At 60.3% G+C, this 20,715-nt stretch carries 16 protein-coding genes and 3 pseudogenes; 15 read left to right on the top strand and 4 right to left on the bottom strand.

Going from position 1 to position 20,715, the window contains the following annotated elements:
- The first annotated feature begins 775 nt into the window (after nucleotides 1-775).
- Entirely contained in the window at nucleotides 776-1,534 is a 759-nt protein-coding gene (locus NKH60_RS26670) for a LuxR C-terminal-related transcriptional regulator (RefSeq protein WP_352780479.1), read from the top strand.
- Nucleotides 1,535-2,556: 1,022 nt separating this feature from the next.
- Here the strand turns inward: NKH60_RS26670 and NKH60_RS26665 are convergent.
- From NKH60_RS26665 to NKH60_RS26655, 3 genes are all read right to left on the bottom strand, one after another.
- Nucleotides 2,557-3,324, bottom strand: a complete 768-nt coding sequence (locus NKH60_RS26665; protein ID WP_352780477.1) for a LuxR C-terminal-related transcriptional regulator — start codon at nucleotides 3,322-3,324, stop codon at nucleotides 2,557-2,559.
- A 930-nt stretch (nucleotides 3,325-4,254) separates the two neighbouring features.
- The gene (locus NKH60_RS26660) at nucleotides 4,255-4,959 is read right to left on the bottom strand and encodes a Crp/Fnr family transcriptional regulator (protein WP_352873931.1); all 705 of its coding nucleotides are present in this window, start codon (nucleotides 4,957-4,959) and stop codon (nucleotides 4,255-4,257) included.
- Between the two features lie 158 nt (nucleotides 4,960-5,117).
- Nucleotides 5,118-5,792 carry a protein-L-isoaspartate(D-aspartate) O-methyltransferase gene (locus tag NKH60_RS26655; protein ID WP_352772372.1) on the bottom strand — a complete coding sequence of 225 codons (675 nt, stop codon included), beginning with the start codon at nucleotides 5,790-5,792 and terminating at the stop codon, nucleotides 5,118-5,120.
- A gap of 562 nt (nucleotides 5,793-6,354) precedes the next feature.
- Between NKH60_RS26655 and NKH60_RS26645 the strand changes: the two genes are divergently transcribed.
- Nucleotides 6,355-6,744, top strand: coding sequence for an antitoxin Xre/MbcA/ParS toxin-binding domain-containing protein (locus tag NKH60_RS26645; protein WP_352772346.1), 390 nt, complete (start codon nucleotides 6,355-6,357; stop codon nucleotides 6,742-6,744).
- The gene (locus tag NKH60_RS26640; protein ID WP_352873929.1) at nucleotides 6,741-7,259 is read left to right on the top strand and encodes an RES family NAD+ phosphorylase; all 519 of its coding nucleotides are present in this window, start codon (nucleotides 6,741-6,743) and stop codon (nucleotides 7,257-7,259) included. The genes NKH60_RS26645 and NKH60_RS26640 overlap by 4 nt, the downstream gene beginning before the upstream one ends.
- A 34-nt stretch (nucleotides 7,260-7,293) precedes the next feature.
- Here the strand turns inward: NKH60_RS26640 and NKH60_RS26635 are convergent.
- Nucleotides 7,294-8,391 (bottom strand): annotated as a pseudogene (locus NKH60_RS26635) (site-specific integrase); the annotation flags it as partial.
- Nucleotides 8,392-9,193: 802 nt separating this feature from the next.
- Here NKH60_RS26635 and NKH60_RS26630 point away from each other — a divergent pair.
- From NKH60_RS26630 to NKH60_RS26575, 12 genes and pseudogenes are all read left to right on the top strand, one after another.
- Nucleotides 9,194-9,355 (top strand): annotated as a pseudogene (locus NKH60_RS26630) (DUF1612 domain-containing protein); the annotation flags it as partial.
- Between the two features lie 90 nt (nucleotides 9,356-9,445).
- Nucleotides 9,446-9,884 (top strand): annotated as a pseudogene (locus NKH60_RS26625) (XRE family transcriptional regulator); the annotation flags it as partial.
- A complete protein-coding gene (locus NKH60_RS26620) occupies nucleotides 9,885-10,493 on the top strand; it encodes an RES family NAD+ phosphorylase (protein ID WP_352873927.1) in 609 nt (202 codons plus the stop codon).
- 324 nt (nucleotides 10,494-10,817) lie between these two features.
- Complete coding sequence (locus NKH60_RS26615) at nucleotides 10,818-11,183, top strand: VOC family protein (protein WP_352616595.1); 366 nt, start codon at nucleotides 10,818-10,820, stop codon at nucleotides 11,181-11,183.
- 616 nt (nucleotides 11,184-11,799) lie between these two features.
- Complete coding sequence (locus tag NKH60_RS26610) at nucleotides 11,800-12,813, top strand: ABC transporter substrate-binding protein (protein ID WP_352873925.1); 1,014 nt, start codon at nucleotides 11,800-11,802, stop codon at nucleotides 12,811-12,813.
- A gap of 29 nt (nucleotides 12,814-12,842) precedes the next feature.
- A complete protein-coding gene (locus tag NKH60_RS26605; RefSeq protein ID WP_352873923.1) occupies nucleotides 12,843-13,850 on the top strand; it encodes an ABC transporter substrate-binding protein in 1,008 nt (335 codons plus the stop codon).
- Nucleotides 13,847-14,452 carry an SCO family protein gene (locus NKH60_RS26600; RefSeq protein WP_352616602.1) on the top strand — a complete coding sequence of 202 codons (606 nt, stop codon included), beginning with the start codon at nucleotides 13,847-13,849 and terminating at the stop codon, nucleotides 14,450-14,452. Before NKH60_RS26605 ends, NKH60_RS26600 begins: the two co-directional genes overlap by 4 nt.
- Entirely contained in the window at nucleotides 14,418-17,072 is a 2,655-nt protein-coding gene (locus tag NKH60_RS26595) for a GAF domain-containing protein (RefSeq protein ID WP_352873921.1), read from the top strand. Before NKH60_RS26600 ends, NKH60_RS26595 begins: the two co-directional genes overlap by 35 nt.
- Nucleotides 17,069-17,434 carry a response regulator gene (locus tag NKH60_RS26590; RefSeq protein ID WP_352685827.1) on the top strand — a complete coding sequence of 122 codons (366 nt, stop codon included), beginning with the start codon at nucleotides 17,069-17,071 and terminating at the stop codon, nucleotides 17,432-17,434. Before NKH60_RS26595 ends, NKH60_RS26590 begins: the two co-directional genes overlap by 4 nt.
- Nucleotides 17,352-18,596, top strand: coding sequence for a response regulator (locus NKH60_RS26585; protein ID WP_352873919.1), 1,245 nt, complete (start codon nucleotides 17,352-17,354; stop codon nucleotides 18,594-18,596). The genes NKH60_RS26590 and NKH60_RS26585 overlap by 83 nt, the downstream gene beginning before the upstream one ends.
- Nucleotides 18,597-19,272: 676 nt before the next feature.
- The gene (locus NKH60_RS26580) at nucleotides 19,273-20,286 is read left to right on the top strand and encodes an ABC transporter substrate-binding protein (RefSeq protein ID WP_352873917.1); all 1,014 of its coding nucleotides are present in this window, start codon (nucleotides 19,273-19,275) and stop codon (nucleotides 20,284-20,286) included.
- A 24-nt stretch (nucleotides 20,287-20,310) separates the two neighbouring features.
- Complete coding sequence (locus NKH60_RS26575) at nucleotides 20,311-20,643, top strand: hypothetical protein (protein WP_352873915.1); 333 nt, start codon at nucleotides 20,311-20,313, stop codon at nucleotides 20,641-20,643.
- The last annotated feature ends 72 nt before the right edge of the window (nucleotides 20,644-20,715 follow it).

The raw sequence follows: 20,715 nt of genomic DNA, 5'->3' as shown, positions 1-20,715 counted from the left end.
GACCTCAACGAAGCCGCAATCTTGGCAACCCTATCGAGGCAGCAATAGCAGAACTGGCCCGCTTCATCATTTCTCTGGCCGGATCTCACCAGGCTCGAATTTCGGCCTCAGCCACGGGACATCCCCGGCAGCGCTGCCCCGATATCGGCCACCCCAGGCTGCTCCAGGCAACTGCTCTGTTGCTCGCCGCAGGTGCGACGCAAGGAGCGGCTCGGCAGACCATCGCCCATTTCGATGCCGGAACGCCTCCATGCTGTTGTGCGCTGCGCCGCATCGCCTTGGCCCACACCCAGTCGCCAGCTGTGGCACGTTGCTCCTCGAGTTGCTGAAGCTCGGGCGCAGGTCAGGATCAGCGCGCGCCGCGTCAAGATCGCCTTCGCCTTGGCTTGCGGCGTCATCCCAAAATGGCTGCTGGTCGCGGCGCCCACCTGGGCCCGCGATTCTCCCGCTGATACGCGCCTCCGCCCCGCACCGGACCGGCCGCACCACCCACGCCCCACGGGAGACCAAGCCCGGCAACTCTCGCGGCCCCGCCCATCCGTCGCCACGATGGTGCTGGCCTGCCGCCCGGAGCGGCTGAAAGCCACGGCTCGCAGCTCTCGCCAAGGCCTCAGGCTTGAGAATCCGGGGTAGCCCTCGGCGAAGCTACCCTACGCCTAATGAGGGTGTTCTTGTCTAGGGTTTTCCTGGCGTAAGGTAACACGGTCAAAAAAGAAACTATGCGAGGGGCGCCTTGCGAGACGTGCGTACCTCAATCGCGTCAGGGGAGGCTACGATGACAGCGAAATCCTTGGTGACCACAAAGTCTTTTACAACAGTGCTTGTCAGCCAAAACGAGTTACTCAGAGAGGGCCTTGTTCTAATTCTCGATGCAGCAAAGTTTCGCATTCTTTTCTCTGCGGCTTGTGTTCACGACCTTCTGCAGAAGCCGCTACCCAAGCACCGGTCCATCTTACTCATCATGGATGTCGACGGTACTGACGCGGATGCTGGATTCGCACAAATTTCAGAATTTAAAGGGATTTATCCGACCAGCCATGTCGTTGCGCTAGCCGATCACTGTCGACCGAACGATATAGTTTCAGCCCTTCGTGCGGGGGCGGACGCGTATTTGACAAAAGTTGCCGCTCACGACACTTTCATCAAAGCTCTCGAATTGGTTATGCTAGGTCAGACGGTGCTACCTGCAGAAACTTCGACGTTTATTCAAGACATAAGACATGGTCTGAAACATGATGCGGTACAGGAGTTTACAAATGTGGCTATTACAATGGAGAACACTGATCGAGAACCATCAATGTTGTCAACTCGGGAAGATTGTATTATACGTTGCTTGATAGGAGGGGAATCTAACAAAACAATCGCGCGCAAGATTAACATCGCCGAAGCTACGGTGAAGGTGCACGTGAAGGCCATCCTTCGAAAGATTCGGGTCGGCAACCGCACCCAGGCTGCAGTTTGGGCGATGAACCATGGTATGCTCACGTCCGCTCCTGGCACTGGCCCATCAGGGGCCGAAAAAACGGCAACTTAGGCTTCTTCCCATCCGCAAGAGCTACTTGAAGCACAAAAGGACTACCACCTTGTCTAGAACACGCCTCCGCGTCTTGACAATATCACCTTCGGGCTGCTGACCTGTATGCTGCATTATGCTGCCGCACGAAGGAGACCCCGGTCGACCGATGCGACGAGCTCCCAGTACATTAAATCCCGATGCTGAAAACCGCAATTTTGAGATGGTCTCAGGTCCCAGCAACCACACCTTTCTACGACGCACTTTCCAAAGCTACGCCCTGATACGAGGTTCCGCGGTCAAGAACGGTAGGTTCAAATCACCCCGGCGATGGTAGCGTAAGGAGGGTGCAGTAGAGACGGGATCGCAATGGGGCGCTGCGGTGGACCCGCCAACGGGACCGCGACCTGGTCTCTTGTGATTGCCTTCGCGGATTTCGAAGACAGCTACTTCCCCGCCCACAGCCGATCGATAAAGCAGCGGCTGACCGATGCAAGATCACGGGTTCATCCCGACTTGTGTTAACCCAGGCCAGGTTCGACGCCCATCGGGGCCAGCGGGGGTCAACCAACTGACCTGGACGGCTTCCGTGATCATCTGGTGCTCGAATACGAGATCGCTAAATTGGGACTGCGCCTACGTGCCGCTCACGGCCGACGTGCTGGAACGCAAGATGAGCCCCGCGACACGCACTTCGGAACGCTGCGCTCCAAGGACTGGTTCGACCGGCAGACACTCGCTGGGCTTGCGAGGTTGCGCGGGATGGATGCCGGGCACCCGAGCATTTCGCCGGGGCTTTCACGCTCCGGAAGGCCAAAATTCTTTAGCAGTTTGCACATATTCTCTCATCGCGACGAAGCCGGGCGCTCCGGAGTACCCCGCCAAGATCCCCTACAGCATACTATCAGAAAGCTCGGGGCAACGAACCCCACGGGGGCGGGGGCCGCTGTATCTCGGGCGGCTTTCGGATGCCATTCACTGCAACGGAGATCCCCCGATTTTCAATAAGACGGCGCGCCCGGATTCACCCCAGGCTGGCCGTCTTATTGCTTGGAATACGCTTCGGCAAGAGTTCCTTCCGCGAAGAGATCGTTGACTTTGTAGGCGACTTCCGTGCGGTTGGTCGCCTTCAGCTTCTTCATGATATTTCGGATGTGCACCTTCACGGTGCTTTCGCGCAGGTTCAGTTCGTAGGCGATGATCTTGTTCGCCTTTCCGCGCCGGAGCGCTTGGGCGACCTCGGCCTGCCTGAGCGTGAACATGCCTTTCAAAGGCTGCGTGTCGGGGCTGTCCGAACCTATCAGGTGGCGCATGCAAAGGACACTGCTCGCAGGGACGAAGATGCCTCCCGCTGCCGCAAGGTTGATTGCCTCGACACAGACATCGCTTCCAACCGAGGTCGGAATGTAGCCGCGTGCGCCGCATTCGAGAGCGGTCAGGATGTGTGCAAGATCTTCGGTGTCGGCCAGGATAACCACAGGGACTGATTTGAATTCGGACGAAATATGCTTAATCTCGTCTGCGATGCCATGATCGGTGACCTTCCGGCCGCCAAGGTTGAAGAGTATGGCTGCAAGGGGAGGTGCCGAGCCCTTCTTCACGCGCCATTCACCGATCGAACCCATGGCGGCGATCTCCATGCCGAGTTCGTGGTCCGCGAGAGCCGATGCGAGACACTCGCGGTCTAGGGCCCGTCCGTCCAGGATGAGGAGGCATCCTCTGCCTGCTTGGCCGTGGACACTTTCCGTTCCGCTGGACAGCACTCCTGACCGTTTGGCCGTGTGTTTACGCCGTCCTGCTGTGGAACCCATGTCACTCCCCAATCTTTTCGCACAAGCCGCGTTGCGGCTGCCATAACACCCCTCATTCTTCGCAATCTGAAAGCTTGAATACGCTGCCCTGTGTTTGAATGCGCTTGTGATTGAACACCCAGCCCTTGTGAAAGCGTGAGCTCACCAGCAGTTTCAGCAGCTCTTCGCCCCTAGCCGAGAACAGCTTGTGCAGCCTATCGTCTATTTATAAGCGTTCTCTAACATAAGTTAATTTTTAGAAAATTTCGCCTCGACGGTCGCCTGAGGACATGTGTTGAGACCGCGTCACCCCGCCTTGAAGCTCCGCGCGAGTTCGATCGTGACGCGCGGGTCCGGTCAGATTCAATCCCTTTGGCCATGTGCTAACCGTTGAAATGATTCCCGACCGCTTACGGAATGCCAAGAGGTGGGATAGCTCTGCGAGGTTGACTGACCGGGTAGGCGATGATGCCATTCTCAGGATGGGACCGCTCAGCCAAACCCCAAGCCCAGCAGCTATTCGAGGGAGGATCGGTAGTTCCTCGCGATTGCGGACGAGAATTCCTGAAGGTGGATATTGGCATGACCAGGGCGCAGTTCGTGGCATCCGTGGCCAAGCGCTTTAGCTCCGAGAACACCCGGCTGTAACTGCCGCCGTTTATGGGCAGCTTACGCGTATTTCGGCAGCACCTTCTCCTCATGCGATAGGCCATGGTGCCGTCCGTCATGATAATCGGGCCTTTGTGGCTGCCCTCGTCAAGATAGAGTGCGGCCAGGTAAGCCAACTACCAGCCCGGACATCGTCTGGAACTGCCCCAGCGACGGCGCACTGTCGTCTTCCAGCAGAAATTTTGCTGATGGTCTATGCGCTGGCGCCCAGCACCGCGCCGCAGGGGGGCGACGCGAAAACCCTGCTGGAGACGGTTGAACCCGAGCTAGAGGGAATAACCTTTACCTGAGGTACTCGCTGTCGAATCCGGCTGTTTTGACCAGCTTCTTGCGGTTGATCACCTCTACATAGCCTGCCTTGAAAGCGACGAGATCGGCCTTGCGGAGTTCCCCCAACGTCCGATTGAGGTGAACGGTGGTCATTCCGAGAATGTCGGCCAATTCGTGCTGGGTAAGCGGACACTCATATCGTCCATGGGCCGACAGGCCAACGATCGAGAGCCTCTCCTCCAACTCGAGCAGGAAATGGGCGGTGCGGCTCATCGCGTTCCGCCGTCCGGCATTCATGAGATGTTCGGTAAGGATGGCGTTCAGGCGGGCCAGGGAGCAGGCGATGGTCTTGCCGAGCCGGCCTTCCGACAAGATGGCCTCTACCAGTTTCTTGCTGGAAATTTCATAAACAGCTAGTTCGGTTATGGAGGCCAGGGACGCTAAACGAGGTCCGTCCACGGAACGGAAACCTACAATGTCCCCCCGCAGAGGAGTGTCGATGATCTGCCGTTCTCCGTCCAGTAGTCCGCGGTAAAGGAGGGCCCAACCCGATTTTACGATGAATACCCCATCGTTATTGTCATCCTGGCGGCATATCACGGAATGGGGTTTGTAAATTCTTGCGGTAACACCGAGGAAATCGTTGTTACCCCAATCGTCCTTCGAGAATGTCCCCCCTACGGGATGCGAGTGTATGAACTGCAACAGTGTTTGCATGTTGCTTCAATTTCCGCACAACCTACAATAATTACTCCCGTACGAGTTCGACAGAAGGACCACCCACGGTAGAGGCAGGATGGCCTACTGTCCTCGTCTGTTTGAATGAAGTAGATTGACGGTTGGAAAAGCGCGGTCGCGCCAGTTATCGCACCTCACTAGACGGTTTCGAGCCGGCTGAACCGAACCGGGATGAGTTTCCGGGTCTCGAGCTGCCCTGCCGCATCCTTGTCGATGACAGTCAGAAACTGTGCTTCTTTAGATCCCAAAGGCAGAACCAGCCGTCCCCCCGGCTTGAGTTGCTTCAGAAAAGCCGGCGGTGTCTGCTCAGCCGCCGCCGTGACAAGGATCTTGTCGAATGGGGCGTGCTCGGGCCAGCCGCGAGACCCGTCTCCGACACGAATGCCGACATTGGATAAGCCTAGCTCCTGCAGGAGAGCCTCCGCACGGCTTACGAATTCCTCGACGATTTCTACGCTCCAAACCTGCCCGGCGAGTTGCGCGAGGATTGCGGTTTGATAGCCCAGGCCAGTGCCGATCTCGAGCACCGCCTCGTTCGATTGGGGAGCAAGGAGATCGGTCATGAGAGCGACGATGAATGGCTGCGAGACGGTTTTATCGAAGCCGATCGGCAGCGGCATGTCCTGGTAGGCATAAGGTGCAACCGAGGCTGGCACGAAGCGATGCCGCGGCACTCGCCGCATCGCTGCCATCACCCGCTCATCGAGCGCCGCCTTGCCGAGTTCTTCGCTTGCAAGGTCGGTATGGATTGCAATCATCTCGACCATGTGCCTGCGTAGGACCGCGAGGTGCTCTTCGTTCATTGGCTTCATGACGGTGGGGCCTTCCTCAACCAGCTTGCTGCCGGTGAGCATTATATCCTGTTCGTCACGGTAGCGCCCGCCATCGTTTCCATTACGGTGCCCAGGGCAAACATGGGTGAGCGTCTTGGCAGGCTATCGCTGGCGGCGACCCTGGAGATTCTGGGCGCTATATCGCCATAGCGGTGTGTCACACATGCGGCTATCGCGCATCAGCTTCGCCAGCACCGGCCGGCAGGGCGATGCGCCGGAGCCGTGCTCCTGGTGGGCGAGGCGGCAGCCAGCCGCCTTGACCTCGTCGACCTGGGCGTCGGTCGCCCGATCCTCGGTCGAGACGCGGGGATCGCCAATGGGCGGCCGATCGGGAGAACTGGACGTTGTGCGTGCATTGGCCGGTTTCGGGGCCGTTTTTGGATTTTTGTACACACAAGGAATGTGCCAGAACATGAACGTGTGAATGCGTCTGGAGAGGCCTCAACGAGGTCTCATCAGCCAACCGAGGCTTGTAATCCGTCACTAATGCCATATCTTACGCACAAGAAATGTGCCTCTGGATATGGCAAGGGGGACAGGGATGACCCAAGCATTGAAAGTTCCAGTTCAGAACGAACCGTTAGTGCTGTCCTATATGGATCGGGCTGGGAAGATCGCTGTCGCCCAGGTTGCGGATGGATTCGGTATGTCCAAAGGTCAGCTTGCCGAAACGGCGGGTCTTGCGCGGGAAACCCTCTATAGGATTGAGCGTAGCCGTGCTGCAAAGACGCAAGGTCGCCTTCGTGAAATGCTTGAGATCATCAGCAGGGTGATCGACTGGGCTGGAGGCAAGGAGCAGGCGATGGCCTGGTACCGAGCCCAGCCGATACCGGCATTCGGCGGGCGGACGGCGGAAGCTCTGGTCAAGGAAGGCAAGGCCAGCGCGGTTCGCGACTACCTGGATCATGTCGCCGTTGGTGGCTTTGCTTGAGGTTTGCCGGAATTTGCCACCGCGCCCATGATCCGCGCTGGTCCTTCCAGCCTATCTCAGGCGACGGAGCGGCTATTCGGGGCGCCAGGTTCAACCCGAAAGGTGTGCCTACGCTTTATCTGGCGCTCGACATCGTGACGGCCGTGAAGGAGGCCAATCAGGGTTTTGCACATCGCATTGATCCCTGCGTGCTTTGCTCATACGAGATCGATTGCGATGACATTGTCGACCTGAGGACGGCGCAAGGCCAGGCCGACGCCGGGATCCGGTTCGAAGATATGGCTTGTGCCTGGATGGATTTTCTCGCCCATGGCAAACGGCCGCCCTCATGGAGCATCCATGACCGCCTCGTTGCTGAAGGCAAGTTCGGCATTCTCGCGCCCAGCTTCGCGCCAGGTGCCGGCACATGTGATCAGAACCTCGTGGTATGGAGCTGGGGCGAGGTGCTCCCGCACCAGGTCAAGGTGATCGATCCGGGAGGCCGGCTGCCTCGGAAGCAATTGTCCTGGAGCTAACGCCGCAAGGGTCGGATCGAATTGCGACTGAGGGGATTATCCGCGCCGCCCGCGCGAGCGTGCGTTCCGCGTCATTGTAATAGTTTGAGGCCTGCTGCACGGAGCGATGCTGCGACTGCTGCAAGGCTTCGGGCAGCGGAATGCCGCGGCGTGCGGTTTCGGCGAGATAGCCGGAGCGCGAGCCGTGGGCGGAGAAGGCTTGCGGATGGGGCCCGGCCTCGGCGGTGCGCCGCTTCAGGATCAGATTGACGGCCTGTGGCGTCAGGGCGGGCGCGCGCTTCGAGATTGCCCAAGTGGTCGATGCCGCGAAACACGGCGCCGTCGCTGATCCCGGCGCGCGCCAGCCAGTCCTTCAAGACCAGCACAGGCCGGCCGACGAGCAGCACGAAAGCGTCGCTGTCGGCTTGCGTCGTCTCTGTGCGGCCGAGCCGCATCGACAGGCATGGCAATTTATCGCCGTCGGGAGCGTTGGGATCCGCCGGAACCGGGTCTTCGTCGACCAGCTTTCGACGCGAAGAGCAGAAATTTCGCTGCGACGCTGGCCGCCGGAGGCCAAGGCGGTGATGAGAATCGGGCGATCCCTGACGTCGACGAGCCGGTCGCCGGCGCATGTTTTCAGGAGGGCGGCCAGAATATCGGCGGTCATAGCGTTCCTGCTCTTGCAGCCGCGGACGGGCGCTGGCGCGCACCGCCAGTTTGATCGCGCTCTGCAGCCCCGGCGCATTGAATTCCCGACAGGTTTCGCCATTTGGTCAAGATTGACCAGCTCGACAGCCGCCGGCGCACGGTGAACGACGCGTGCGGTTTTTGTCACCCGTAACAGGCCCTGGGCTACCAGCGATGCCGCTACGTCAGCCGGCATGCCCTGCGCCAGGTCGGCCTCGCGTTTCGAAAAATCCCAAACGTGGTGAGCGACGAATTTGAGGAGCAGGGATTCCGGCGCCGGCCAAGGCAGAGGCTGTCTGGTGGTGGCCAGCGACCAGGCGTCGAGATAGCCGAGGTCGGAGGCGAGCGCGCGGAGGGAGTTTTTGCCGATGCGTTCCTGGGCCAGATGGCGCAGCATCGCGACATCGTGGTCGGTCAGGATTTCGGCCAAAGGATCGCGGCGGTCGAAGGGCAGCACCGAATCCAATGCGAGTTGAGCGCCTTGGTGCGTCGAACACCATTGCCCGGTGGCCGAGCGACGCGGTCAGTCGCCATTCGCGAGCGGTACGAGAATTCGGACTGCCTAGCCGCGCGGCAACTGCGAGCTTGCGATCGAGGGTGGCCAGCGGCAACGCGGTTTCAATTGCCAGCGTACTGCCCCTGGAAACCCTGATCGGGCCCGTCGCACGCGCGACCGAGGTTTTGGTCCGTCTCGACGAGCGGTTGGCCCATTCGCCAGTCCGCGACGGCTTGTCGAGCGCCAGCATTTTGCCGACGCGGCCTCTGCCCTTTGGCTGGAGGGCGAGCTCGTGCACCTCGAGGATCTCGTGTTGCACGACGCCCATATGGACATCCGCACGCCAACCCACGAACTCACCCGCGCACATGCGGTGCTGCGAACCCGCCGGCGGTTTTGGCGCTGGCCGGCCGCGGCGGCGCCATGCCGGCGGCGGCGGGCCAAAAAAGCCGAGACGGGGAGGGGGCTGGAGCCAGCTCTTTTGAAGCCGATGGTCGCGATGATGCTGAGGACGATCGTCTGGCCGAAGAATTTGCCGAGATCGATGCCGTCCTGGCGCGCTCATCAAAGATCCTGAACGGAGCCAACGTGCCTGGTCGAAAAGAGGAAACGTCACGACGTGAACGGCCGGAGCCGCAAAACAGCCTGATCTACGATCTCGACTGGAATGAAGAGGAACGCCTGGCCGAATGGCAGGCCGTGCTCGCCGACACGCGGGAGTGGCCATTGGTGACGCGCCGCGATCCTGCTCGAGGCCTGGTCGGACATCGAGGTGCTGCAGCATGCCACCTGGCTCGGGCCATTGCTTGTGGCTGCACTGCTGCGCCAGGAGGGTCTCGCGGCCCACCATCTCGCCAGCCTGCATCTCGGCGCCAAGAACATTCCGCGCGAGCGGCGGCGGGCGCGCAACTGCTCGGACCGGTTGCTGGCTTTTGTCGACGCCATCCACGACGCAGCACTGGTCGGCCTGAAGGAACATGATCGGCTGGTGCCGGTCGAAGAGCAACCGATCGCTTCAGACAATACTTTTCCCGTCGAGGACACGGGCATGCCCGATGCCGAACTCGAGGCGGCTCTCGCCGGAGCGCGCGCGTGGCCGCAAGCGTGTCGCCGAAATTGTCGCCGGCGAGGACATGTTGAGCGCGGATGCCTTTGCCAAGCTGCTCGGCACGTCGCGGGTGACGGTCAACGCCAGGCGGCAAAGCGGACGGGTGCTCGGGATCAATGGCGCCAAGCGCGGTTTCCGCTTTCCTGTCTGGCAACTCGACAAGGACGGTCGTCCCTTCGGCGCATTGCCGGGGCTGCATGCCATGTTGGGCAATAGTGCCTGGGCCGTCTATCGGTTTCTGGTGTCGCGCCATGGCGCCCTCGATGGCCGGACCGGCCTTCGAGCCCTTCAACAAGGCGATGACGCCTCGGTTTTGGCCGCGGCGGAAGGCATGGCCAGGGGCGATTTCGACTGAATGCCCGGCGTTCCACCTCCACCCGATTTTGGGCGTGCAAAGCTCGAAATCGAGACCATACCGCGCGGTCGGACGTTCGGTCGGATCTACTGGAGCACCTATCCTGATCCATTGGGGTACGGGAAGTCGCCGAGCCGGTTCAGCGATCCTCGACGCCGTCTTGACGCCAACCGGTTTGGCGTTCTGTACCTCGGTGACTCCCTGAAGGTGTGCTTCCTCGAGACCGTGCTCCGCGACCGCCGCGAAGGAATCCTTGACGATCTTCCAATAGAGGAGGTGGAGCTGACCCGACGGCGCTATGCGCAGATCGCGACCACGACAGACCTACGCCTGGTCGATCTCAGAGGCGACAATGCCGCTCGGATGGGTGTGCCGACCGATGTCGTTCGCGCACAGCGCCAGAACCTGGCACGCCGGTGGTCACTGGCGTTTCACGAGCAGCCATCTCAGCCCGACGGGATCATTTATCCCTCGCGCCTCAATGAGGCGACCAATCTTGCCATTTACGATCGCGCGGTACCGAAGCTTCAGGCGAAGCGTGTTATGGCCCTTCTCGGCGCGCCAGGGCTGGCTCAGGTCCTGGAGGATTTCAGGGTGGGGTTGGTGTGAAGATGCAGCTCGTATCCGTATCGCTTGGCGAAGATGGCTGTAGCGCCAGAAGCGTCCACTAAGCCGGAGCAACGGAACGACCGATGTGGGGCCGGAAGTAGACGATCCGGTTCTGGAATGAACTAGCACAAAGCTGCATTCCGCCGACGATGTCGTCGTATAGGTGTCATAAACACCGCAGAAATACGACCTGTGTCCAAAAACCCTCATCCGACTATTTCGGCTGGCATCCAGACAGCCCGCTTCTGCACTCTGCTCCACCGACAGGGAAACCTTCGCGCGAGTTGACTGTTGTTGTAGCTACAAGACAGAGGAGAAGGTTGAATGGCATCCGTCCGATACATCGTTGCGGACGTCAATGAGGCGGTCGCGTTCTATCGAGACAATCTCGATTTCAAGATCGACATGCACAATCCGGGTAAGTTCGCCGCGCTGCTGCGCGATGACTTGACGCTGTATCTCAGTGCCCCAGGTGCGGGGAGCGGTGGTCAGGCGGGCGGCGATCCGAAGCCAGGTGGGTGGAACCGATTTATGATCGTTACGAACGAGATCGATGTCCTTATTGAGCGGTTGCGCCGGGCTGATGCAAGATTCCGCGGCGAAATCAGCGACGGCGGTGCCGGTCGCGCAATCTTGCTCGAAGATCCATCGGGCAACGTCATCGAGCTATTCGAGTTCAAGAAGGACTGAGCCTGACGTAAAGCTTGGCGGCGGACAGTTAGTTTTGGTACGTCTGCTCATGGTCATGTCGCCTCCCGGTAACGGACAGTCCGATCATGGGTCGGCCTATTTGGAAAGGGGACGTACGCGGTCGGAGCGTCATCGTTCGGCAGGTCTCGATCAGCGGCGTGCGCGCATCGGGGCCGGCCACGGGACGCCAGCTCAACCCGACCACCGCCTGAACTAAACACCTGCCAAACGATCTGAGCGTCTCGGGCGGGGCGGGGGGCCGTATAGTGGAATGGCGGCTTTCGGCGTCCGAAGAACGATAGCGGACGTTCAGCGGGTGGGTCGAAGTGGCTATTCACGGCCGCGCAAACAGTCTCCGTTACAGCGAGGTGCTGGCGGGATGTTTGGCGTAGTGAGGATTGCGCTCGCAACCTACGCAAATTGGGCGTAACGTCGGTATATCGTCGGTTGCTAATTCATGATCCGGCGACTGAGAGCGCAAGACTCCCGCATCGGACTAGGCGCGCTAGGTTCCGCAACCACTCGTCGCGCTCACCTGACCAACTGCCTCTGCCGAACCTCTTTTGCTCGGTTCCGGCCAGTATTGCCTTTTGCCAATCGGAAGAGGAGCGTTCTGATGCAGATCATCCAAACCCGCCGCCGATTCCTGGCCGGCGCTGCAATGGCAGGTGCTGCCGGTATTGCCGGGCTTCCAGAGTCACTACACGCGGAACCGCCGCTGGAAACGACCACGGTTCGTCTGCCGCGGCGCGTTGGTGGTTCCTACTGCTGGGCAGGCGCTTACATCGCCGGGGAATTGATGCGTGCAGATGGCTTCACAGACGTTCGCTACGTAGAAGGCGATATGAGCGTCGACCAATCGGAGTGGATCGCACGCGGTGAGACGGATTTCTCGGTCAACTTTCCGCCGAATCAAATCGCGTCGATCGACGCTCGCGTGCCGATCAAGGTGCTAACCGGGTTGCACTCGGGATGCCTCGAACTGATCGCCAACGAGAGCATCCGCAGCGTCACGGATCTGCGGGGCAGGAGGGTGGGCGTTGATGGTTTCAACAACTCGCGACACGTGTGGCTGTCCCTCATGTCCGCCTATGTCGGACTCGATCCAGTGAACGACATCCAGTGGGTCTTGACTGAGAACGTCAAGCCCACGGAACTCTTCATCCAAGGGAAGATCGACGCATTCTTGGGGACGCCGCCCCAACCGCAGGAGCTGCGCGCCAAGAAGATCGGCCACACGATCCTCAACAATGCCGTTGACCGCCCATGGTCACAATATTTCTGCTGCATGATCTCCGCGACGACTGACTACGTGACTAGGTACCCGGTGGCGACCAAGCGGGTGTTGCGATCCATCCTCAAGGCCGCCGACCTCTGCGTGTCGGATCCGGACAGGGTGGCACAGCAGATGGTCGATCGCGATTTCGTCCCGTCGTATGACTACGCGCTCCAAACTCTGAAGGACATCCGGTACGACCGCTGGCGGGAATTCGATCCCGAAGACTCCCTGCGGTTCTACACACTGCGCATGCAGGAGACGGGCATGATCAAGTCGAGCCCGCAACAAATTATCGCCAACGGAACGGACTGGCGCTTCCTCGACGAGTTGAAGCGTGAGCTGAAAACCTGATCCCATCTGTCTCGAGGGGAGACATAGACATGCAAATCATCCAGAGCCGCAGGCGCTTCCTGGCCGGCCTGACGGCTGCCGGCACGGCAAGCCTCGTCGGCGCTCCAACTCGAGTTCTTGCCGAGCCAGGGCCGGAGACCACACGCATTCGCTTGGCCAAGATCCCTAGCATCTGCGTGGCGCCACAGTATGTTGCAGAGGACCTGCTGCGCGCTGAGGGCTTCACCGAAGTTGCCTATGTCGCCACAGGCCCCGGTGCGGCCACGGCCTCCGCGGTGGCGAATGGCGAGATCGACTTTAGCCTCAACTTCGTGACAAATTCGATCGTCGCCTTGGACTCCGGTGCGCGGCTCACTCTGCTCGGCGGCGTCCATCCCGGTTGCTTCGAGCTGTTTGCCAAGCGCGGGATCGACAGCGTCGTCGATCTGAAAGGCCGGAACGTTGGCGTCCAGGGGCTCGGTTCGGGGCCGCATCTGTTCCTCGCCAGCATCGCGGCCTATGTCGGGCTCGATCCGGCGCGCGACATCAACTGGGTGGTGGACCCGGCGGTCAAGCCCAAGGAGCTGTTCGCGCGGGGCGACATCGATGCGTTCCTGGGCTTTCCGCCGGACCCGCAGGAATTGCGGCGCAGCAAGGTCGGGCACGTGATCGTCAACAGCACAGTGGACCGACCTTGGTCGCAATATTTTTGCTGCATGCTGTCCGGCAACAGCGATTTTGTGGCCGCGCATCCGGTTGCTACCAAGCGGGTGCTGCGCGCCATCCTCAAGGCCGCGGATCTATGCACCGCCGCGCCGGCCCTGGTTTCCGAGCGCTTGGTCGCGGGCGGATTCGCCAGCCACTACGATGATGCGTTCGCAGCGATCAGCGAGTTGCCCTACCGGAAATGGCGGGACTACGATTCAACTGACACCGTCCGCTTCTATGCGCTGCGGCTGAAGGAGATCGGTTTGATCGGCTCCACACCCGACAGGATTATCGCGGAAGGTACGGACTGGCGTTTCCTTAAGGAGCTCAAGCGCGAGATGAAGACGTGAGCCGCTGGTCGACGCGTGCGTTGCTGCTCCTCGCCCTCGTCGCTGAGCCTGCGCACACCTCTGCGCACGAAGCGTCAGCGCCCGCCGGGGACAGCGAGCGCCTCCCGATGATGGGCGCTGCACCGGATTTCACGCTGATATCGCAAGACGGCGGACCTGTGTCACTGCACGACTTTCGCGGCAAGGTGGTCGCCATCTCGTTCATCTATACGTACTGTACCGACGTCTGCCCAATGCTGACCGCCCACTTGGCCAGCGTGCAGGAGCAACTGGGCTCTACGTTCGGGTCCAAGATCGCCTTCATTTCGATCACGGTCGACCCAGAGCGGGATACGCCCGACGTGTTGAAGGAATATGCGCAGAATTTTGGCGCCGATCTGAAAGGCTGGTCCTTCCTTACCGGTGACCCGGCGATTGTTCGTGAGGTCGGACGGAAATACGGCGTCATCGCGAAGAAAACGGCGGATGGTGACGTCGACCACACATTGCTGACGTCGCTCGTGGACCCGGACGGCATCTTACGCGTACAGTATCTCGGCGTTCGGTTCGACCTAGAGGAGTTCCGGGGTGACCTTCTCAGCCTCTTGGACGAATCCAAGTAACATAACGAACCGGCTAGTCGGCTGGGTTGCCCGGCTGCCGGCGCGCGTCCAGACCAAGCTCTTGATCTCGTTCCTGTCGATCGTCGGCCTGTTGATCGTGCTGGGGGCCGTCGGGTTGCAGGTGCTGAGTGGGGTCAATGATCAAACAAACGAGCTGATCAAGCTGCAGCGCAGGATCGCGGCCTATCGCCAGGTGCAGCACGACACGACCGCCCAGCTCTACGGCATCTCCACCGCCCTGTTGCTTCAGGACGACCGGATGCTGGATGGGGCGCTGCGCCAGCTCAACCAGTTTGGCTACGACCTCGACCGCATGGAGTTCGTCGCTAAAACTGAGGCGGAGGTGCTGGGCCAGGTCCGACAGGAATACGAACGGCTTGCGGCCGGCGTGACGCATGTCGCGGAGCTCTTCCGCGCCGGTCGCACGGAGGAGGCGCGCAAGGTTCAGCTCGATGAGATCATGCCGTCGGCCGACCGCCTCGAGCGACTGACGAACCAGCTGGTCAACATGGCCGAAGCCGACATGGTCGCGGCCATCGAAGCGAGCGAGGGGGCGTACGGCACCTCTCGACTGATCGTGGTCGCTTTTGCTGTGGGCAGCATCCTGTTCGCGCTTGCGCTTGGCTACATCATCTCCTGGTCGTTGATCGAACCGGTCAAGAAAATCGAGACGCGTCTCAGTCAGATAGCGGCCGGCGACTTCGCCCAACACGTTGCCGTCGCCAATCGCGACGAACTTGGAGTACTCGCCGCTAACGTCAACCAGACCTCCGACCAGCTGGGGCGCCTATATCAGGAGATTGAGACGCGCACCCAGCAGCTCGACGAGGCCCTTCAGCAGCAGACAGCCACCGCAGACGTTCTGAAGGTCATCAGCCGCTCTACCTTCGATCTGCAGGTCGTGCTCGATACGTTGGTGGAATCGGCTGTCAGGCTCTGCCGTGCCGACAAGGGTGGTATCGTGCAGTTGTTGGATGGCGTATTCCGCTATGTGTCGATGCATGGCTACCCGCCCAGTTTCAGCGCCTATGTCGACGCCAATCCACTTCCAGCGCTTGCCGCAGGCCGGGGCTCCGCCGTGGGGCGCGTAATCGAAGAACGGCGGATGGTGCAAATCGAAGACGTGACCGCTGATCCGGACTACCGCGTTGCCCTGATCGCTGAGGCCGGCGGATTCCGCACCGTCCTCGCTGCCCCGCTGTTACGGGAAGGTGATCTCGTTGGCGTATTCGTCATGACGAGGGTTGAGCCGCAATCTTTCAATCCCAAGGAGATCGCGCTCGTCGAGACATTCGCCGACCAGGCGGTGATCGCCATCGAGAATGCGCGGCTCTTCGAGGCGGTACAGTCACGAACGCGCGAGCTTGCCGCGTCTGTTGGTGAGCTCGAGGCGCTTGGTGAGGTGAGCAAGGCGGTCAATTCGACGCTGGATCTCGACACGGTGCTGAAAACGATCGTCGCCAAAGCGGTCCAGTTGTCGGAGACGGACGCTGGCACCATCTACGTGTTCAACAGCACTCGGCAACAATTCCGTCCGCGCGCAAACTTCGGTATGAGCGATGAGCTTATAGCCGCAGTCTCACACCAGACGATCGGGCTGGCCGATATGGGGATCGGCGACGCACCCGGGCGCTGCATGCCGGTGCAGTTTCCCGACCTCAGCCAGGAGACCTCATCCTTGCTTGTAAGAAAGACGGTCGTCCAAGCCGGATATCGCAGTATCCTGATCGTTCCGCTGCTGAGGCCCAACAAGATCGTCGGTGCCCTGGTCGTCAGGCGCCATAAGCCAGGTGTCTTCCATGAGCAAGTTGTCCACCTGCTGGAGACCTTCGCTGCCCAATCGGTGCTCGCGATCCAGAATGCCAAGCTGTTCCGCGAGATCGAGGAGAAAGGCCGGGAGCTGGAGGCCGCCAGTCGCCACAAGTCCCAGTTCCTCGCGAATATGAGCCACGAGCTCAGGACACCGCTCAATTCAGTCTTGGGCTTCACAGAACTGTTGGTCGACGGCATCTACGGCGAACTCCCGGACAAGGCGAAGACGACCGTCGCGCGCGTGCAGGCAAACGGCCGTCACCTCCTCGGGCTCATCAACGACGTACTCGACCTTTCCAAGATCGAAGCCGGCCAGCTCACGCTGGCGATCGAGGACTACTCGGTCGCGCAGGTTGTTCGATTGGCCGTTACGGCTGTCGAGCCGCTGGCACGAGCGAAGGGTCTTGAGCTTTCAACGACTGTTGCCGAGAACCTTCCAATCGGCCGCGGGGACGAACGCCGTTTGACGCAGGTCCTGCTCAATCTTGCAGGCAATGCCGTCAAGTTCACCGAAACGGGTGCGGTCGAAATTCTTGCCGGCGCGGCCGACGGACATTTCGAGATCACCGTCCGGGATACGGGTCCCGGCATCGCGTCCAAGGACCAGGCTCTCATCTTCGAAGAATTCCAGCAGGTCGACAACAGCAGCACCAAGCAGAAGGGTGGCACAGGTCTCGGCCTGGCGATCACAAAGCGCATCGTCGAAATGCATGGTGGGACCATAGACGTCGAGTCCGTGCTCGGGTCAGGATCGACATTCCGGCTGAAGATACCAATCCGGGTGAATGAGGAAGTGAGGGCCGCATGAGCAAACGAATCCTGATGGTGGAAGACACCGAGGACAACCGCCAGATCATCCGCGATCTCATTGCCACCACCGAATACGAACTGATCGAGGCGGCGGACGGCGCCGCCGGCATCGCTGCAGCGGGAGCGCACAGGCCAGACCTGATCCTTATGGACATTCAGCTCCCGGTGATCGACGGGTATGAAGCGGCCCGCCGCATCAAGGCTGACCCAACGGTGCGGCACATCCCGATCATCGCCGTCACCTCCTACGCGCTGTCGGGTGATGAGGCGAAAGCCCTTGCTGCAGGTTGCGATGGCTACATTGCCAAGCCCTTCAGTCCGCGCGAGCTGCTCGCAATGGTTCGGCAGTTCCTTTCCTGAAGGAGACAACGTCTTGCATGATCCGCCCCGAATTCTCGCGGTCGACGATACTCCGGAAAACCTCGAGATCCTGCGCATGCGCCTCGAGGCGAATGGCTACGAAGTGGCGACCGCCGCCGATGGTGAAGAGGGGTTTGCAAAAGCTCGCGAACTCACGCCGGATCTGATCCTGCTCGACATCATGATGCCGAAGCTCGACGGTATCAGCGTGGTTCGCCTGCTCAAGCAGGACATCTCGCTGCAGGCGATTCCGGTCATCCTCGTCACCGCGAAGGCCGATACGCGTGATCTTGTCGAGGGGCTGGACGCCGGGGGTGACGACTACCTGACAAAGCCCTTCGAGCACAGGGCGCTGTTGGCGCGGGTGCGCTCGATGCTTCGCCAGAAGGCGCTTCACGATACCGTCGCAAGTCAGGCCCAACTCCTCCAGGAACAGGCCGCACAGCTTTCCAATTGGAACCGCTCGCTCGAGCAGACCCTGGCGGATCAGGTGATCGAGATCGAGCGAATAGGCCGACTCCGGCGTTTCCTGCCCGAGCAAGTCGCCGACCTGATCCTTGCGGCGGGAAATGGCGACGCGCTTCTGCAAAGTCACCGTCGCGAGGTGACCGTTGTCTTTTGCGATCTACGCGGCTTTACAGCCTTCGCCGAAACTGCCGAACCCGAGGAGGTGATGGCGGTGCTTGGCGAATATCACGCCTGTCTTGGTGAACAAATCGTCCGCCACGAGGGAACTCTTGAGCGGTTCGTGGGCGACGGTATCGTTGTGGTTTTCAACGATCCACTGCCCTGCGCCGACCATACCGAGAGAGCCGTCTGCATGGCTACGGCGATGCGTGATGCGATTGACGAGCATTCGGAGCAATGGCGCAAGCGCGACCACTTGCTCGGCTTCGGAATCGGCATCGCCCGAGGCCATGCAACCATCGGGCGGATCGGTTTCGATCAGCGCGCCGACTATGCAGTGATAGGCACGGTGTCGAACCATGCCGCCCGATTGTGCGAGGAAGCCGGGCCGCGCCAGATTCTCGTCAGCCAGCGGGTCGTTGGTGCCGTCGAATCCCTGGTTGAGTCCGTCGCCGTTGGCGAACTGACGCTGAAGGGTTTTCGCCGCCCGATGCCCGCCTATGAAATTGTGCGGTGGATCGGTCGGCCAAGCTAAGGATCACTGTGCCGAATGAGATAGATCGCCTCCTGCGCATCGACTGAATGGGGCAATACAAGGATGCCGGCAGCTATAGACCGATCAGCGATCGGATGGCCTTGAGTTCCATGGCCGTTGCTCCTTGTTTCCGCCTCGCTCGAGGGAAACACGTTAGCTCGTCGGCCACGTTACAGATAGCCGGTTGGCTTCTTTGCCAAAAGGCGCGACAGGAGTTTCCCGAAGTAATCTATGACAACGTCTGGACAAGATGGCCGTAACGGATGTGCAGCGTCCGTTCATGGCGCAAGCTAGACTTCTGCGAACGCGACCTTTGGACCCGATCCAGTCGTCACGTGGGATGAACTCGAACGTCTCGAATTGGTTCGAGAAGGCGCCTTTTGGCAATTACCCGATGGATCCGTTTTGTCAGCGCCCTGGAAGGTACGAGGGTTCCGTAAAAGGGCTTGGCCTTGGCTGAGAGCATTGCCCTCGCCACGAACGTTGAGAAGGCGTATGGTCGTTAATCGTTGGCTGAAAGCGTTCTTGGCCAGCGACTGAAGAACGAGAAGACTCCCGCCTTTAACAGGGCGTGCTCCAACTCGCGATTACTCGGCGCGCTCACGCATTGTCCGTCCTCTATTGGGGTCATTTGGTTGATTCCTAGGGATGATCAATTTGCCAAAGGAGCGTCCCGATGAAGCTAATGCAGAATCGTCGCATATTCCTGACCGGCCTGTCGGCGATCGGCGGTGCCGGGCTCTTCAATGTTCGCACATCCAGTGCGGCCGGGGAGCCTGCTCTGGAAACGACAACCGTCCGCTTGGGGCAGTGGGTCGGAGGCGCTTACTGTTGGGCGTCCATCTACCTTGCCGGAGAACTTCTGCGCGCCGACGGTTTCACCGATATCCAATATGTCGAAGGCGACACCCACATCGACAATTCCAAGTGGCTCTCCGCCGGCCTGATCGATTTCGACATGAACATGCCGTCGATGCACATTAGGTCCATCGATGCCGGCGTGCCGGTGAAAGTGCTGATCGGCGTGCATTCCGGCTGCTTCGAGTTGATCGGCAACGACAGCGTCCGCAGCATCAGGGATCTGCGTGGAAAGCGCGTCGGGGGAGGGTCGGTGGAGTCGCATCCTCACATCCTGACGGCTCTCATGGCCAACTATGTCGGGCTTGATCCCGTGCACGATATCGAGTGGGTGGAGGGTGAACAAGCCCCAATGCAAATGTTCATCGACGGCAAGGTCGATGCCTACATGGCAGGTCCGCCCGAACCGCAGATCCTGCACGCCCGGAAGATCGGCCATACGATCGTCAACAACGGGACCGACCGCCCGTGGTCGCAATACTTTTGCTGCATGGTTGCCGGCAATGCGGACTACGTGAGCAGATACCCGGTCGCGACGAAGCGGGTGTTGCGCGCCATTCTCAAATCCGCTGACCTGTGCGCTTCTGATCCGTCGTTGGCGGCACAGCAGCTCGTCGACCGAGGCTTTCTACCCAACTATGACGAAGCGCTTGGGACGCTGAACGGTGCTCAGCACGACAAGTGGCGCGTGTTCGACGCCGAAGACAGCGTGCGCTTCTATGCGCTGCGCATGCAGGAGACCGGCATGATTAAGTCGAGCCCGCAACAAGTCCTGGCCAACGGAACGGACTGGCGTTTCCTCGAGGAGCTCAAACGCGAGTTGAAGGCCTGAGACCCTAGCAGACGCAGTCACGCCTTGGCGCTGGTCATAGCGCGGGCGAGTGAGCACGACGCGCCGAACGACGAGCGCCTGCCGACAATCGGAATGGCTCAGGACATCACGTTGACATCGCAGGACGGGACGCGCGTGTCGCTGCGCGATTTTCGCGGCGACCAACGCGGCCGGATGGTGGCAGCAACCAGCCTGCAGATATTAGTTGTCTCTGGAGGACTGCTGTTTCGTGGGAGCAGCCGTTTCCATCAACAGCAACCACACGGCAACAAATGTCGCAAACGTTATGTCGTCTGTTCGCTCGAATGTCCGCTTTTGGGTTACGGCTTTGGGCTGCTCAACGGCCGACATTGCTGAAGGGTTTCGGGTGCCGTCAGGCGTACGAAAGTCTCTGATGCAGGAACCCGCGGGCCGCAGGCGGTGAGCTAT

The organism is Mesorhizobium sp. M1006 (assembly GCF_040318825.1).
GTDB lineage: Bacteria > Pseudomonadota > Alphaproteobacteria > Rhizobiales > Rhizobiaceae > Mesorhizobium.
The sequence above is the reverse complement of the archived record's forward strand: the minus strand, read 5'-3'. Positions and strand labels throughout refer to the sequence as shown.